This window comes from Sulfuricella sp. (assembly GCA_041651995.1).
Lineage (GTDB): Bacteria > Pseudomonadota > Gammaproteobacteria > Burkholderiales > Sulfuricellaceae > Sulfurimicrobium.
Genome location: JBAZID010000019.1, coordinates 1 through 15,600, shown reverse-complemented (window position 1 = coordinate 15,600; position 15,600 = coordinate 1). Strand labels below are relative to the sequence as shown.

Annotated in this window: 20 protein-coding genes; 10 read left to right on the top strand and 10 right to left on the bottom strand. The window is 57.6% G+C overall.

The genetic code is table 11. The annotated features are described in order from the left end of the window. Positions 1–53: 53 nt before the first annotated feature. Positions 54–764, bottom strand: a complete 711-nt coding sequence (locus tag WC392_14780) for a hypothetical protein (protein ID MFA5243630.1) — start codon at positions 762–764, stop codon at positions 54–56. Between the two features lie 136 nt (positions 765–900). Between WC392_14780 and WC392_14775 the strand changes: the two genes are divergently transcribed. Further along, positions 901–1,296, top strand: coding sequence for an MbcA/ParS/Xre antitoxin family protein (locus tag WC392_14775; GenBank protein ID MFA5243629.1), 396 nt, complete (start codon positions 901–903; stop codon positions 1,294–1,296). Further along, positions 1,293–2,000: an RES family NAD+ phosphorylase gene (locus WC392_14770; protein MFA5243628.1), complete on the top strand. Its 708-nt coding sequence runs from the start codon at positions 1,293–1,295 to the stop codon at positions 1,998–2,000. The genes WC392_14775 and WC392_14770 overlap by 4 nt, the downstream gene beginning before the upstream one ends. A gap of 215 nt (positions 2,001–2,215) precedes the next feature. On the opposite strand, the gene WC392_14765 is transcribed toward WC392_14770, so the two are convergent. From WC392_14765 to WC392_14745, 5 genes are all read right to left on the bottom strand, one after another. Then, positions 2,216–2,650, bottom strand: a complete 435-nt coding sequence (locus WC392_14765) for a putative toxin-antitoxin system toxin component, PIN family (GenBank protein MFA5243627.1) — start codon at positions 2,648–2,650, stop codon at positions 2,216–2,218. Then, the gene (locus WC392_14760; protein MFA5243626.1) at positions 2,650–2,895 is read right to left on the bottom strand and encodes an AbrB/MazE/SpoVT family DNA-binding domain-containing protein; all 246 of its coding nucleotides are present in this window, start codon (positions 2,893–2,895) and stop codon (positions 2,650–2,652) included. Before WC392_14760 ends, WC392_14765 begins: the two co-directional genes overlap by 1 nt. Before the next feature lie 38 nt (positions 2,896–2,933). Next, positions 2,934–3,098 (bottom strand): hypothetical protein, encoded by a 165-nt coding sequence (locus WC392_14755; GenBank protein ID MFA5243625.1) that lies wholly within the window; start codon positions 3,096–3,098, stop codon positions 2,934–2,936. A 109-nt stretch (positions 3,099–3,207) separates the two neighbouring features. Next, positions 3,208–4,479 (bottom strand): HipA domain-containing protein, encoded by a 1,272-nt coding sequence (locus WC392_14750; GenBank protein MFA5243624.1) that lies wholly within the window; start codon positions 4,477–4,479, stop codon positions 3,208–3,210. Next, positions 4,476–4,988 (bottom strand): helix-turn-helix transcriptional regulator, encoded by a 513-nt coding sequence (locus WC392_14745; GenBank protein MFA5243623.1) that lies wholly within the window; start codon positions 4,986–4,988, stop codon positions 4,476–4,478. Before WC392_14745 ends, WC392_14750 begins: the two co-directional genes overlap by 4 nt. A 516-nt stretch (positions 4,989–5,504) precedes the next feature. Between WC392_14745 and WC392_14740 the strand changes: the two genes are divergently transcribed. Next, positions 5,505–6,023, top strand: a complete 519-nt coding sequence (locus WC392_14740) for a hypothetical protein (GenBank protein ID MFA5243622.1) — start codon at positions 5,505–5,507, stop codon at positions 6,021–6,023. Between the two features lie 244 nt (positions 6,024–6,267). Here WC392_14740 and WC392_14735 read toward each other — a convergent pair whose 3' ends face one another. Next, positions 6,268–8,589, bottom strand: coding sequence for a Tex family protein (locus tag WC392_14735; protein MFA5243621.1), 2,322 nt, complete (start codon positions 8,587–8,589; stop codon positions 6,268–6,270). Next, on the bottom strand, positions 8,586–9,269 hold the full coding sequence (locus WC392_14730; protein ID MFA5243620.1) for a UPF0149 family protein: 684 nt from the start codon (positions 9,267–9,269) through the stop codon (positions 8,586–8,588). Before WC392_14730 ends, WC392_14735 begins: the two co-directional genes overlap by 4 nt. Positions 9,270–9,647: 378 nt before the next feature. Between WC392_14730 and WC392_14725 the strand changes: the two genes are divergently transcribed. From WC392_14725 to WC392_14715, 3 genes are read left to right on the top strand one after another with little or no spacing between them, the layout of a single operon-like run. Then, a complete protein-coding gene (locus WC392_14725; protein MFA5243619.1) occupies positions 9,648–10,034 on the top strand; it encodes a response regulator in 387 nt (128 codons plus the stop codon). Continuing rightward, positions 10,009–10,623, top strand: coding sequence for a chemotaxis protein CheC (locus WC392_14720; GenBank protein ID MFA5243618.1), 615 nt, complete (start codon positions 10,009–10,011; stop codon positions 10,621–10,623). The genes WC392_14725 and WC392_14720 overlap by 26 nt, the downstream gene beginning before the upstream one ends. 17 nt (positions 10,624–10,640) lie before the next feature. Then, positions 10,641–11,618: a diguanylate cyclase gene (locus WC392_14715; GenBank protein MFA5243617.1), complete on the top strand. Its 978-nt coding sequence runs from the start codon at positions 10,641–10,643 to the stop codon at positions 11,616–11,618. 19 nt (positions 11,619–11,637) lie between these two features. Here WC392_14715 and WC392_14710 read toward each other — a convergent pair whose 3' ends face one another. Together WC392_14710 and WC392_14705 are read right to left on the bottom strand one after the other, a co-directional pair. Then, positions 11,638–12,612: a recombination-associated protein RdgC gene (locus tag WC392_14710; GenBank protein ID MFA5243616.1), complete on the bottom strand. Its 975-nt coding sequence runs from the start codon at positions 12,610–12,612 to the stop codon at positions 11,638–11,640. A gap of 87 nt (positions 12,613–12,699) precedes the next feature. Beyond that, a complete protein-coding gene (locus WC392_14705) occupies positions 12,700–13,062 on the bottom strand; it encodes a TusE/DsrC/DsvC family sulfur relay protein (GenBank protein MFA5243615.1) in 363 nt (120 codons plus the stop codon). Between the two features lie 290 nt (positions 13,063–13,352). On the opposite strand from WC392_14705, the gene WC392_14700 reads away from it, so the two are divergent. The 4 genes from WC392_14700 to WC392_14685 all read left to right on the top strand — a co-directional run bounded on the left by WC392_14700 (position 13,353) and on the right by WC392_14685 (position 15,267). Next, positions 13,353–14,012: a Crp/Fnr family transcriptional regulator gene (locus tag WC392_14700; GenBank protein ID MFA5243614.1), complete on the top strand. Its 660-nt coding sequence runs from the start codon at positions 13,353–13,355 to the stop codon at positions 14,010–14,012. Between the two features lie 72 nt (positions 14,013–14,084). Then, positions 14,085–14,288 (top strand): DUF2892 domain-containing protein, encoded by a 204-nt coding sequence (locus WC392_14695; GenBank protein MFA5243613.1) that lies wholly within the window; start codon positions 14,085–14,087, stop codon positions 14,286–14,288. A gap of 166 nt (positions 14,289–14,454) precedes the next feature. Further along, the gene (locus WC392_14690) at positions 14,455–14,652 is read left to right on the top strand and encodes a hypothetical protein (protein MFA5243612.1); all 198 of its coding nucleotides are present in this window, start codon (positions 14,455–14,457) and stop codon (positions 14,650–14,652) included. A 60-nt stretch (positions 14,653–14,712) separates the two neighbouring features. After that, entirely contained in the window at positions 14,713–15,267 is a 555-nt protein-coding gene (locus WC392_14685; GenBank protein ID MFA5243611.1) for a transposase, read from the top strand. Positions 15,268–15,600: the final 333 nt, after the last annotated feature.

Here is a 15,600-nt window from a genome sequence, read left to right as displayed (position 1 = left end):
TTTAACTGGCAGAACCGATTTTAACCCAGCTTGCCGATCAGGCTGCGAGATGGCTAATGGGGTAATTTATCGCGCAAGGCATTACGGTCAAACCACCAGGAGTCCCCGGCGATGGTATTCACAACCTGGCTCAAGCGGGGCAAAAACACTTGCGGATCGCGCAAGCCCAGCTTGTCCATCCAGGCATCCAGGGCCTGCTGATCCCGCACATTGCTGTGGCGCGCGGCCACGCGGGCAATAAGATTATTGGCCAGCAGGCTCAGGTTCTCGTGCTGCGCATCGTCAGCGCGAATGTCAATCACATAGCGCGTCGTAACCGCGGCAAGCGCTGCACCATCCGAATGCGCTGGCGTTTCAGTGACCACGTGTTCCAGCATGGCATAGGTAAGCTCGGGCTCGACCGGGAAGGTCACCGCCAGCCAGACGCCCATCCCCAGCGCGGGGATCGAGGCGGGCTGTTCGGTCTGGTAAAGCACATTGCAGGCTTCTACGGCATCCTGCCAGGATTCATGCCGCAACGAGATATCAAAGGCTTCCCGCGCCAACTTCCAGGCTTCTTCCTTGCGTTCCAGAAAAACCAGAATTTCGGCGATGTCCAGTTGCAGGCGGGCACGTTCCATCGTGTCGGCGCCCGAAACGCGCTCCAGTTGATGCTGTTTTTCACTCAACTGCTGCTCGAACCCGGCTTTCTCGCCTTCGGATAAACCGTCCGGCAATTCGGCCATGTAGGCGAATGGATCGGAATCTGGATTATTTGTACTCATGCTGACACTTTATTGATGGGTTGATGAAAATGAACCCTCGAACTCTACCGGAGAATGCTCGTTGGGTGAAGTTAAGATATTTAGTTGTTTTTATCACTTTTTTTGTTACACTTATCACGTACAGGAGGCAAACTAAATGACAAACGCGCAAACAACAGAAGTATCTGGCACCCCGGACCGTGGCGCAATCGCGCAAATGCTGATGCAGCTCTTTGAGCATTGGGCGCTCAGCACAGAAGCGCAGTTGGACTTGCTGGGGCTGGCTCGCGATAATCGCGGGGCGTTGTCTCGGTATCGCAAAGGCGCGCCTATAGCAACAAGCCGCGACGCTACCGAGCGCGCCGGACATCTTCTGGCAATCCACAAAAACCTGCGCTTACTGTTCCCGCATAACCGGGATTTGGCGTACAAGTGGATGAGCACCCGGAACAAGGCTTTCGAGGGTGCATCCCCCGTCGAGGTAATCGGCACGTTCGGCTTCGCCGGGTTGCTCATGGTGCGCAGCTATCTGGACAGGATGCGCGGACAGTGACGACTGACGGAATTTTCGATCGGTTGAAACTTGCAGATACGCACGGCGATCTCTATCGCAATATCGTGTCGCTTCGCGTATCAGAAAATCTGTTCGATGATTTGAGCGACAGGCCGGAAGACTGGCAGGCTGCTATCGATTTGGAGTTTCAAGCCAAGCCTGCCACCTACATTTCACACACCCCAGTCATACATCGCCCATTCGAGGAGGCTGCCTGGGATGAAGCAATCGGCTTCCCTTTCAGGCGGTGGACAAGTAGCCGGTTTTCCGACGGGTCGTTTGGTGTCTGGTACGGCGCGGATTCAGTCGAAACGACCATCTACGAAACTGCTCACCATTGGCGCCATGGATTACTGGATGATGCTGGATTCATCGAGCCAGGTATCCGCATTGAACGCCGTGTGCATCTTGTGCGTTGTGACGCGGCTCTTATCGATCTGCGCAATGCGGCAAGCAAGTACCCGATGCTTGTCGACAAGGAGAACCACACGCTAACACACCAAGTAGGCGGAAGACTGCACCGTGAAGGCCATCCCGGCCTTGTGACAATCTCAGCAAGGTGCGAGGGGTTTGTATATGCGATCCTGAACTCCGCTGTACTGACCAACCCCATGCCTCACTGTTATCTAAGCTATATCACCACAGAGAACGGCGTAGACGTGGAACGGACACCCGGGCAAGTGCTGTTGAGTGTGGAACATTGACCTGCTTGCCGCGTGCCACTTGCCGCCAGCCACGGAAATTTTTCAGCCGGCAGTTCATCGGCCTTTGCGGTCATCGGAAAGATCTACGAACTAAGTCAGCTCCCGACCCAAACCAGTCGTTGCTCAAAACCATTGCGATGCTGACCCCTATCGCTTACTTGGCCAAGGAAGCTCGCTTCAAAGATTCCAGAGTTTGCCGGCGATGTCGTGGGTGGTCATTTATTGAGCGTTTTCATGAATTGATCGGCGGTAATGATGGGGCAGACAAACTGGCCGGCGAGGGCCAGCAAGTCCTGATCGCCCGTCACCAGATAATCTGCCTTGCCGGCAATTGCGAGTTGCAGAAACGGCAAGTCGAACTTGTCGCGGCAGTCAGGCGTTGCGGGTGGCTGGAGGGGCATGCGCACCGTGGTGCAGTAGGGCAGGTAGTCGGCAAGCAGCTCTTGCTGGTCTGCGGTAGTGAGTTTGAATTTTGGATAGGCCAGCACACGTATCAGTTCTGCGGCTGTAACGCTCGATAACAGCGGCTGACACTGCGCGCCTTGCCATGCCAGGTGCAGTGGCGTTAGCCGCCCTTGTGCAAATACCAGCGCGGACAACACCAAATTGGTATCGATCACTACGCGAGGGATGCGTTTTGAACGCGGCATTAGTTTGCGGGCTTTTTAGATTCAGACGATTGACGTGCCCAGTCAACCGCATCGGCGATATCCTGTTCGTTCAAGTTCAGCTCGGCGAGTTTGGCACGCACGGCGTCGCCACGCTGTATGCGCACCGGGGTGAGCACAATCTGCCCATTGCAGGCTTCCACATCGAAATATTCCGCAGGGCCAACCGCAGCGGTAATGCTCTTGGGCAGAGTAAGTTGGTTCTTGGAGGTCATTTTAGCGAGCATGGCATTTCTCCAACATGACTAAGTAAGGAATCCTTACTTTATGCTTTAAGCCAAAACAAATCAAGCTGCGGTTTGTTGCCAGATGGATTCTTGAAGGTTTCCAGCATTTGCCGGGGCTCGCCATTAAACATTTTGTCGAGCCGGGCAAAACTGCCACCTTTATCTATGCCAACTTGGTCTGCAATACGGCGCTTACCAGCCACTAATCAGAATGTGACGGTGACTGGCAGCCTTTTATCTCAGCCAATGCGTACTCCCAACCCGAAGCAGACCCCCATCTTTGGTTGCAAGCAACCCTGAAAAAAAGCAAAGTCATGTTGCCGCGAGTCTAAAGGCTACGCCGATGTCCTCCTGCTCTTGCTGAGAAATGCCCAACTCACTGGCAATTATCGGCCATTGGCTAACTATCCCTTGGAAATTCTCAATAATTTCGTTTGCATCATTATTTGATACTCTGAAATAACTCGCGACTGAGCGCGCCAGTTCAAGATCAAGTGCATTGTCGTTTTCGTTGACGTTCAACTTGAGACCTTGGCCGTATTTATCCGGATTCATATCGTAGGCATCGGAAAGATGCCAGCCCCGTCCTGGTTCTAGAATGAATCCGTGGTTGCGTAAGTGATCGTCGGTATTGGATACCAGCATATTGAAGACAATGCGGCTCCATAGTTCGCGTAGATCGGCGTTGGTGTTTGCGCCCCGGGTTATAAGAACCTCTGCCAATTCCAGATAGCTGACACCGGTAGAGGCATCTTCGCCATCGGTATGACCGGTGAGGGTCATGGCGGATGCGAAGTGAAGCCGGTTGCCGGTGTTTGTGCGGTCAAAGCGTTTGACCATGAAGCAGTGGTGTAAGCTTGCATATTTAGCTGCTGTTCCGCTAGCAACCCGAAGCTCGCATGCGTCTGCCAGTGAATTTACGACTAGCTCCCAAGCGCCCACGTCATGCGTATCGCGAACGCTTGGGAACTTGGCTATCCAAAGCTGCCCTTCATGGTCAACCACACTAGCCTTAGGGCGGGCTCCACCGAGAGAGCCTCCGGGTGCGAGCAGCATTCGCAACCAATCGTTGCCATGCGCGGCGGTATTGTCTTCGTCCTGTTCCAGAGACCGGCTCGCATGTTCCAGTTCGCGCAACCAGACCATGGGTGGCGCGGCCATACCATCGTGGTTGTCGAGAAACGGGCCTTGGTCATTAAGCTTAAAGCGCAGGGCTCCGGCGCGATAGGAGTCGTGCACACCGAGAAGAAAATCAGATTCGAATAGCCTGGCATTCTGGGCGGCATTGCCAGTTCGCTTTTCGCGTTCCAACCGTCGTTTCATGAGCATGCGTCCCCAACGGTCAGGACTCGCGTCTGCCAACATCCCGAAAGTTGTCCGCCCTTGTTCGGGATACTGGGGGCCTGCAAAGAGGCCGATCCGCGGATCCAATTGAATCATATTCAGTTGCGGATCAGTCAGCGCCCCGATGTCATATTCGAACTCGAAAAGCTCCCCTCCGGCACCACGCCGAGCATGAATAAAACCCAAGCGTCGAGGGGTTGCAAGGCCGTCCCAGTCAGCATAAACGGCTATACGGGTCATCCCTTTTTATCCTCATCAGATTGCTTCTTACCAACTTTCTTGGGCTTCACGATCAGAGCAGATAGTTTCGACGTTACATGAACTGTAGGGCTTGACTGCGATTGGACCACCAACGGCTTGCTCTGGCCGGGAACCTGTGGGGGAGAGATTTTGCTCAAGCTTGTTACCGCGTGAGATTTATTGATCTTCGGAGGCAATGTTGCCCGAGAAGATATATGCCGATTCAAGAGAACTGAATCTTGCAATTTCCGGCCCATGTCATCTGCCTGAGCAATTTGGGCAATGTCTTTCTCCAAGCCAAGCACCTGTAGAACGGAAAGATAAGCCCCTATCGTAACCCCCGAGCCACCCCGTTCTAGGGCGCGAAGAGTCATTTGGGACATGCCAGCCCGTTCCGCGACTTGCTTGGCCGTGAGCTTTCGCCGTAGTCGGGCAAGGCGCAACCTTTCGCCAAGTTCGATTATCAGCTTGTTTGTCGCGGGCAACAGCGGAGCAGTCTTCTTAGCCATAGTGTAATTATTCCAGCATTAATTTTTAAATCATGAAAGAATAATAGCATTTTACTTGTTAAGCGCAAATGATAATGTGCCATTATTATGGTGCATATATTAGGATTAATGCCATAATAATTGCATTGCAATACTAGATGCAGACAGGGGGCTTGATGATGTGACTTCACTTTGTGCCAACATTAAGAATACTCCCCATGCATGCCGAATGGCTGCAAATGGCATGGACTGCGGTTTCCAAAGTTCGACGATGGGAAAAACGGGCGGATCGGCGAAGGTCATGGATTGCCAAAGCCTGTCTAATGACAGCTCTCTGCCAATATTGGCGCTACTCGAATAGCAATCCTGGACTCACCATCTTTACGATTGACGCAGCACTTCAAAACCTTACAATCCCCTCTGGTTCCGCCCTTTGATTTTTTGGACCAACGAAGTTAGCCCGTAGCCCATTCAGGATGAAGATTAGAAAATATTGCCGGGCGGCAGATAAACGCTATTCGTTTGATTGCTTAAACTATGCTGTATTTGAAGTGTACGGCTGAAGTCCAGAAGGTTGTCGGCCTGCGCAAGGAAAACCTAGCCAATGCGGGAGCGACAGACGCCCCCCTTGGCAACTGGTACGTCAATCGCTTCGAAGCTGACAGGCGAAAGATTTATATTTTCATGAGCGAATCAACATTACTCTCTTTCACCCTATTCCAAGGCAAGAAGCCCGTCACAGTCCAAAGCTTGCCCAACATGATGCTCGCCGGCCTTCAGCAGTTGCTTGAAATGCGGGGGCTGCCAAGTGCCGCCATAGACAGGGCTTTCGCACACTATGAGTCAGGCGTCTACGCAAAGACAGACAGCCGCAGCTCCCTTGGATCGCTGAACGACCTAGTACACTGCTATCGCCAGATGATTGAATTCCAGGGCGGGTTGGCATCATGTGATTTGACGGGCATCATCATGAAGGTAAATGACATGCCACAACGCAAGCTTGACTGGAGAAAATCATGGGATGTTGCGCAGGCCAAACTTACACTGCTTTGCTAAGCTGCGGCCTAACTGGTTTCAACAGATTGAGTGCACGAAGTCGCAATTCAAATGGCTGGAGAAGTCACCACACCGGTCGTTGATCCATCTAGGCACCACCGGCAGTTCAGGCCGATTTGCCGACGACGACCAAGCTTCGATGAATGTCAGTTCCTGGCTGAAACCGACATTCATTCGCTGAGACTTTCCGCTCCGCCTATGGCGCTTCAATGGCGCACCAGCGCCATTCCCCCGCCAATTCAATTCAACGCGTTTTCAGCTTGGCAAATGCCGCCGCCATCGCGCCATCGGATTGTTGCGACTGAGGTTTGCCGGGCTGCTGCGGGCGAGGCGCCGGTCTGGGGCTGGCAGGCCGCTTCTCTTCACGCACTGCCGCCTGCCCCGGTTCATCCCCCATGCGCATGGTGAGCGCGACGCGGCGGCGCTTTTCGTCCACTTCCAGCACCTTGACCTTCACCACCTGGCCGGCCTTGACCACGCTGTGCGGGTCCTTGACGAACTTGTCGGCCAGGGCGGAAATATGCACCAGGCCATCCTGGTGCACGCCGATGTCGACGAAAGCGCCGAAGTTGGTGACGTTGGTCACCACGCCTTCCAGCAGCATGCCGGGTAGCAGGTCCTTGAGCGACTCGATGCCCTCGCGGAAGGTCGCGGTCCTGAACTCGGGGCGCGGGTCGCGGCCGGGTTTTTCCAGTTCGGCCAGGATGTCCGTCACCGTGGGCAGGCCGAATTTATCGTCGATGAAGCGGCGCGGGTCCAGGCTTTTGAGGAAGGCACTGTCGCCGACGAGCTGCCGCATCTCGCGCCCGCTGGCATCCAGTATTTTCTGCACCAGCGGATAGGCCTCGGGGTGCACGCCCGAGGCATCGAGCAGGTTGTCGCCGTTGCTGATGCGCAGGAAACCGGCGGCCTGCTCGAAGGCCTTTTCACCCAGGCGCGGCACTTTTTTCAAGGCCGCTCGGCTTTTGAATGCGCCATTCGTGTTGCGGAATTCGACGATGTTGCGCGCCAGCGTTGGACTCAGGCCGGAAACTTGCTCCAGCAGGGGCTCGGAAGCGGTGTTGAGATCGACGCCCACCTTGTTGACGCAATCCTCGACCACGGCATCCAGGGCGCGCGCCAGGTCGGACGGGTTGACGTCGTGCTGGTACTGCCCGACGCCAATCGCCTTGGGGTCGATTTTCACCAGCTCGGCGAGCGGGTCCTGCAGGCGCCGGGCAATCGACACCGCGCCGCGCAGCGACACGTCCAGCTCCGGGAACTCCCTTGCGGCGCGCTCGGAAGCGGAATACACCGAGGCGCCAGCCTCGCTCACCACGATTTTCTGCAATTTCAATTCGGGATGGCGCTGCATCAGCTCGGCGGCGAGGCGGTCGGTTTCGCGCGAGGCCGTGCCGTTGCCGATGCTGACCAGTTCCGCGCCATGCTTTTTGGCCAGCGCGGCGAGGATGGCGATGGATTTGTCCCACTCGCGGCGCGGCTCGTGGGGGTAGATGGTGGCGGTTTCCAGCAGCAGGCCGGTGCCGTCCACCAGCGCCACCTTGACCCCGGTGCGGATGCCGGGATCGAGCCCGAGCACCGCCTTGTGCCCGGCCGGCGCGGCCAGCAGGAGGTCGTGCAGGTTGCGGGCGAAGACCTGGATCGCCTCAGCCTCGGCGCGTTCGCGCAGGCGCGTAATCAGTTCCAGTTCGAGATGGGGGTAGATCTTGACCTTCCAGGCGAAGCGCACGGTGTCCGCCAGCCAGCGGTCGGCGGCGCGGCCCTGGGCGGCGATGCCGAAGCGCCGGGCAATCACTGCCTCGTAGGGGTGGGGCGCGCTGCGCGGCGATGCCGGGTCTTCTTCCCCCACCACCAGCGAGAGGCGCAGCACGCCTTCGTTGCGCCCCCGCAGCAGGGCCAGGGCGCGGTGCGAAGGCGCGCTTCTGACCGGCTCGCGGTGCTCGTAATAGTCGGAGAACTTGGCCCCCGCCTCGGCCTGCCCTTCCTCCAGCACGGAGGTCAGCATGCCTTCCTGCCACAGCGACTCGCGCAGGCGGCCCAGCAGTTCCGCATCCTCGGCGAATTTTTCCATCAGGATGTGGCGCGCCCCGTCGAGCGCGGCCTTGACGTCCGGCACGCCCAGTTCGGGGTTGAGGTAAGTCGCGGCGGCCGCTTCAGGCGCCAGCGCGGGGTTTTCCAGCAGGCCCAGGGCCAGCGGCTCAAGCCCCGCCTCGCGGGCGATCTGCGCCTTGGTGCGGCGCTTCTGCATGTAGGGCAGATACAGGTCTTCCAGCGCGACCTTGCTTTCCGCGCTGCTAACGGCGTTTTCCAGTTCGGGCGTCAGCTTGCCCTGCCCGGTGATGCTGGCGAGGATGGCCGCGCGCCGTTCCTCCAGCTCGCGCAGGTAGCGCAGGCGTTCGTCGAGATTGCGCAACTGGGTATCATCGAGGCCCCCGGTCGCCTCCTTGCGGTAACGCGAGATGAAGGGCACGGTGGAACCTTCGTCAAGCAAGGCCACCGCGGCGGCCACCTGGGCTTCGCGCGCGCCGAGCTCTTCGGCGATGCGCTGGTTGATGCTTTTGATCAATGCAGTGTCCTTTCCGCTCCGCAGCACTGCTTGAATTTCTTGCCGCTGCCGCAGGGGCAGGACTCGTTGCGCCCCACCTTGGGGGTATCGCGCTTCACCGGCGCATTTTTGCTCCGTGCATGCCAGAAATTGTAAATCCCGGCCACGGCGCCGGGAAGCACATCCATGCACTCCTGCTGCAATTTCGCATATTCCTCGTCCGGCATGAATTCCCCGCCATTGCGCTCGGCATCTTCCTTGAAGGCGCCGGATAGCAGCAGGATGGGGAAAGTCAGCTTTTTCAGCACCTCGTTGCCCGGCTGCAGCCACTCTTCCGTGGACAAGCCCCAGCCGAGGATATAGCCATCGCACCAGGCGGGGTAATCCGGCGCCTGATCCGGGGTCGCCTGCGGCTTCAGGATAAATCCGGGCGCCTGCCCATCCGCCAGCGCAGTGGACACGCTAGTGTAAAAGCGGGTCAGCAAATCCATGAACTCCTGAGCCTGTTCCAGCGATTCATAGGCCAGTTCGCTGCCCAGCGCATCCGGCATCCAGCGGCTGGCGGGAATGGTGTCAGGGGCGCTGATCACGGCACAAAAGAAGCCCTGCAACTGGATCACGCCCAGGGCCTTGTTATTAAAAACGGGGGATGCCAGCCACTGCTCGAGCGCGGCGCGTTCCTGTTCTGAGAATTCAATCATGGATTTGGATACCCTGGTTACGGCAGGCTAAATAGCCTGTTCCCGCGATGAGGCGGCACACGCCAAATCGGCAGTTTGCCATGCAACTCGTGTACGGCAGGAACATCATAGCCGTTTTGCCTGGTACGGGGGGAGAGGGAATTGCGCAAAAATACCGAAGCACAAGGAGCTGGCATCAAGCGGATACCGGCATCCGCTTGTTTTCACCGGACCCGGATTTGTGTGATAATTAGTTCTGCTATGTCCATCAATTAAATTTGCGCCGTGACGCGAAATCCGTTGCAGTTAAAAGAATGCACTTGCACAAACCAGGGTTTTTGGGGGTGACGCCAATGCCCCCTGATGCCACATCAACCAATTTTTTGAGCCTTGAGTTCTATGCCTGTTTCTGTACTTGTTGTTGATGACTCGGCGATGGCCCGCAAGATGCTGATCAAGTCCCTGCCCGCGCACTGGGAGATGGAAATCACCCAGGCCAGCAATGGCGTGGAAGCGGTGGAAGCCTACCGGGCAGGAAAAGCGGAGATCATGTTTCTCGACCTGACCATGCCCATCATGGATGGCTACCAGGTTCTGGAAACCCTGCGCCAGGAAGACATGAACAGCCTCGTGATTGTTGTGTCGGCCGATATTCAGCCAATTGCCCAGCAAAGGGTGAAATCGCTTGGTGCGATTGCCTTTGTGAAGAAGCCGGTCAGCCCCGAAGTAATCGAGTCGGTTCTCAAGGATTATGGATTTTATGACTTTGACTCCGCTAAGCGCTGACCAGCGCGACGCCCTGCAGGAAATCACCAACGTGGCGATGGGCCAGGCCGGCGCTTCGCTGGCGGCGATTCTCGACACTTTCGTCACCCTCTCCATCCCTCGCATCAATATCGTGGGAGTGGAGGAAGTCGCCAATTCCATGAATGAACTGATCGGCAGGAATGCCGAGGTGACGGCCGCCCGGCAATCCTTCAACGGCTATCTGCGCGGCGAGGTGCTGGTCATTTACGGCCAGGATGGCTGCAACGATCTGGCCGACCTGATGGGCTACGACGACGAACTGGACCGCGCCGCCGAGCAGGAATTGCTGCTCGATGTCAGCAACGTCCTGGTAGGCGCCTGCCTGTGCGGCATTGCCGAGCAGTTGCGCACTGAGCTCAGCTTTTCGGCGCCCTCCCTGATTGGCGAAAAAATCCCGGTCGAGACGCTGCTGATGCCGGAAAAATTGAGCTGGTCGCACGCATTGCTGATGGAAGTCAACTTCCGCCTGGAAGAGCGAAAATTCACCGCTCACCTGGTCATGCTGATGCCCGAAGAAGCAATCGAGCGCATGCGTGGCGTCATCGACGCCTTCATCGAATCCTTCTGACCTCCAGCAGCGAGCACATGCCCGAATCGACAGACACTCACGGTCTTCCCGGCTTCATTGTCAAATGGGTGGACGTAGGCATATTTGTTATCAACAGGGAGATGGAAGTCACCCTGTGGAACAACTTCATGGCCAACCACAGCGGCCAAAGCGCTGCGGACGTGGTGGGCCGAAACCTGTTCGAATCTTTTCCCGAGTTGCCAAAAAACTGGCTCAAGAAAAAAATAGACAGTGTTTTTATCCTGAAGAATTTTGCTTTCACTTCCTGGGAACAAAGACCCTACCTGTTCCGCTTCCCGCATAACCGTCCCATTACGGGCGGCGTCGATTTCATGTACCAGAACTGCACCTTCCTGCCGGTGAAAAATGAACAGGGCGAGGTTGAGGCGGTGTGCGTGACCCTGTTCGACGCCACCGACACCGGCATCTCGCAGACAATGCTGAAACAGACGATGGCCGCCCTGGAAGAAAGCAGCAGCCGGGATGGATTGACCGGCATTTTCAACCGCCGTTATCTCGAGCAGCATCTGGACAGCGAGTTCGGCCGCTGCAAGCGTTATGGCGGCATTTTCTCCCTGATTCTGTTCGATCTGGACCACTTCAAGAAAGTGAACGATACCTACGGGCATCTGGCGGGAGATCAAGTACTGTGCGAAGTCACTAGCCGCATTACGCCCATGCTGCGCAGCACGGATATTTTCGGCCGCTACGGCGGGGAAGAATTCAGCATCATGCTGGCGGCAACAGAGTTGCACGGCGCGCAAATTCTGGCAGAGCGGCTGCGCGAGGCCATTGCGCAAGCCCCCATAAAATTCAAGGATGTCGAGATTCCGGTGACGATCAGCGTGGGACTCACGCAAATACGCTCACGCAGCGAGAAATACGAGGCGCTGATTCATGAAGCCGACACCGCGCTCTATGCAAGCAAGGAAGGCGGGCGGAACCGGGTGACCACTTACACCCCGGGAATGGAACAGGAAACCGGCGGCCACTGAGCCGGCAGCCGCGCTCCTCTCAAACCACAACCGCCTCACCGCCCAGCGCCTCGACCAGATCGGGCAGAAAGCGCGCCAGTTCTCCGCTCATGATCGCGAAATCGGCGTCGAACTGTTCATCGGCGGTTTCGGCCTGCTGTTCGGATTCTTCCTTGAGCAGATCGAGAAAGCACAGGCGCTTGACCTGCATATTCTCATTCAGCACGAAGGAAATGCGGTCGTTCCAGGTCATGGCCAGCTTGGTGACCTGCTTGCCGGACGCGATATGATCGCGGATTTCGTCCGCTTCGAGCGGATGGCGCACATAGCGCACCAGCGATTTTTCCTCGCCCGGCGCAAGCAGTTCGCAGTCGCGGTCGATACTGAAACCGGCAGGTGCCTCGGTGAAATTAACCTCGCGCAGCGAGCCTGCGTCCCCCTCTCCCGCTTGCGGGGGAGGGTTAGGGGAGGGGGCAATCGCGGCCAGCCAGCCGGTCATGGCGCTCATGGGGGATAGCTGGGTCCGGACCAGGGCGGGCGTGATGTCCGGGCTGCACTTGAGCAGGGTTTCGACCAGTTCGTCGGCCTTGGCCGGGCTGGCGGCATCGATCACCAGCCAGCCGCCAAGCGGGTCGATCCAGGCATAGGTCTTGCGGCGGCGGGCAAACGCTCGCGGCAGCAATTCTTCCGCCACCCGTTCGCGGATCTCGCGCAACTGCTTGCGTCCAGGCTTGTAGCCCTGCTGCTCCTCGATCTCTTCGGCACGCTCCTGGGCGTACTGGTTGATGATCGCGGAGGGCAGAAGCTTTTGCTCCACGCCCAGCGCGATCAGCATCTGTGACTTGAGTGCATGCACCAGCGCGCCGCCCTCGCCGCGCGGCGCCAGCCAGCCGCGGCTTTGCATGTCCATGTTGCCGCAGGGCTGGAAAGCCAGGCCCGCCAGCGCTTCTTCAAGTTTGTCGGGGGTAATGGCGCAATCGCGCAGGCGGTAAATCTGAAGGTTCCGGAACCACATGGCTTGAACTCAAAAGGCGTGATTCTACCGGAATCAGACCGGGATGATCAGTCAGGCACCGAGAAAGGCCGACCCCCACCTGAAACCCTACTCTACACTGCCGAAAGACGGGTCGCTGCTATACGCTGGCAAGGGCAAGCCCGCGATCCGGCAGCCCTGTGAAACCGGGCCGCGTGGAAAGAGCTGATACAGGTATTTTCTGCCACCTTCGCGCCCGAAATGCTCCTCCAGCCCGCACAGCAATTGCCGCGCGTGTGGCGCCAGGCCGTGGTGACGGTAATTTTCGCGCAATAAGTGGATCACTGCCCAATGTGCGTCGGTGAGCGTGATGCCCTCCTGACGGGCAATTTTTTCCGCCCCGCTGACTGACCAGTCATCCAGCTCCGCCAACATGCCCTGCGGGCCACGGCTGCGTGCAGCATCGGCTGTCATTTGGTTGATGTCGAACATTTTGCACCTCCTTGAATTGTTCATTCTGATACTCGATTCATCCGGCCACATCCTGGTGCAACCGGACATAATTAGTTGACAAAATCGTTCAGGTTTTGTTGCATGAAATTTCTTTATGGGATTGATCAGACAGTGAGTACTGAAACATGGAACAAGCATCCCGCTGCCTCACCCCTTGCATTCATCACTTTCTGGTATAAACATGAACTTGAAACCTGCTCTAAACCCAGATAGCTCATTAGCCGTTTGGGTATCGGAATGGATTATCTGGGCTAAAAGGAATGCCAGGCATGAATGATGCAATCAAGGAACAACTGCTCACGCTGTTTCCGTCGCTGCGGGGCCTGCCCGCCGATCTGGAGCGGCGGCTCGACCGGGAGTCCACCTATATCGAGGCGCCCGCCGGCACCGTGCTGTTCGAATCCAGCAGCCCCTGCCAGGCTTTTCCCATGCCGCTGACGGGTTCGGTGCGCGTCAGCCGTGCCGGAGCCAACGGGCGTGAGTTGCAGCTTTACCGCGTGGCCCCGGGAGAAAGCTGCATCATCACCAGCAGCTGCCTGCTGGGCCAGAACGCCTACCCCGCGCGCGGCATTGCGGAGGGCAGCCTGAGCGCGGTGGTGCTGCCGCGTGCGCTGTTTTCCCAATTGATCGAGCAGCACCCGCCCTTCCGCGCCTATATTTTCAACCTTTTCGGTGAACGCCTGGCGCTGCTGATGCAGTTGGTGGAAGAAGTGGCGTTCCGTAAACTGGATCAACGGCTGGCAGCGCTGTTGCTGGCCAGAGGCGATGTCATCCATGCCACCCACCAGGGCCTGGCGGACGAACTCGGCAGCGTGCGCGAGATCATCAGCCGCCTGCTCAAGAGCTTTCAGGACCAGGGCATGCTCGAACTGGGCCGCGAGCAGATCAGGGTACTCGACCCCGAAGCCTTGCGCGCCATTGCAATGTAACCAAAGTCACATACACCCCGCCCTGCCTTGCCTATCATTCCGCCATCATCCATTCAATCAGGAGAAGCAAAAATGAAAGCCAACGTAGGTGGAATCGACAAGGTGTTGCGCATCACGGCCGGTGTGGTACTGCTGGCGCTGACCTTCGTGCTGGGCGATGAAAGCGGCCTGTGGCTGTGGGGCCTGATCGGCATCGTGCCGCTGGCCACCGGCCTGATGGGCTGGTGCCCGTTCTATCCGCTGCTGGGGATGAATTCCTGCCCGACGAAGAAATAAGCCAAGCGGCAGCAACCGCAGCAGACCAGGGAACAGGATGACCGCATCCTGTTCCTTTTTTTTGCTGCTTTCACACCTTGAGTGCGAGCCACAACGGATCTTCGTCACCCAGACACGCTTTCCAAACAATGGCAATGTGAATACCATATGCACAGGAGGTATTTCCATGAGCGTTACCCAAGAAAATCAAGTAAGTAAGAGCCCCGCCAGGCTAAAGCGTGACGAGAGCCTGGAAATTCAAGAAAGAAGGATGAGCAAGGCTCTTTCGGCGGATGAAGCGCGTTACGCCGACATTGCGGCTGAAGCATGGAACGGCTTTAACAAACGAGCTGGCTCCTTTGCCGACGAACACTCAACCCTGTAACGGTACGCATGCCCCGGTAGGTTGGGGTGAGCCCGCGAACCCCAACACTGGCCCGCCGCCATGAGCAATTACACCCGCGCCTTCACAGCAGGCGGCACGTTTTTCTTCACCGTCAACCTGGCCGACAGGTCGAAATCCCTGCTGACCGGACACATCGACCAACTGCGCGCCAGCCTGCGCCTGGTCCGCGAACATCATCCCTTTAATATCGACGCCATCGTGAACCTGCCGGAACATCTCCATACCGTCTGGACCTTGCCGCCCGGCGATACGGATTACCCCACCCGCTGGGCATTGATCAAAGCCGGATTTTCCCGCGCCCTGCCCAAGGTCGAGCGCATCGCTTCGAGCCGAATCGCCAAGGGAGAAAGGGGCATCTGGCAACGACGCTATTGGGAACACCAAATCCGCGACGAAAACGATTACGCCCGGCACGTCGATTACATCCATTACAACCCGGTCAAACACGGCCACGCGAAAACGCCCATTGCCTGGCCGCATTCGTCGCTGCAACGCTATGTCCGTGACGGGATACTCCCGGCGGATTGGGGCGCGGATTACACAGAGAATAGCCACGTAGGTTGGGGTGAGCCTGCGAACCCCAACAAACCGTAGCCTCAGGAGAGGACCGGGGAAATGCCGGGGTTCCTGCGTCACCCCAACCTACGCGGCCTACAACTGGCTTGCAGTGTGATTAATTGCCGGGGGCAGCCCGGCGGCTGATTACCTTTCTTGCTTTGCCAAGAAAGGTAATCCCACCCGCAAGGAGTGTCCCCGCCGGATGCTCTGTGCTGCGCACAGGTCGCGGCGAGAAAAGAAGGCAACCCCCATCCACCGCCCCCTTCGGGGGTTCCCTGCGCTGCTCGTCAAGCCGGGCGGCTGCGCAACTCGCGCTACGCGCTCAGACAGTGCTCGCCGACTGCCCCCGGCTTGCCTGTGCTGCTCGGC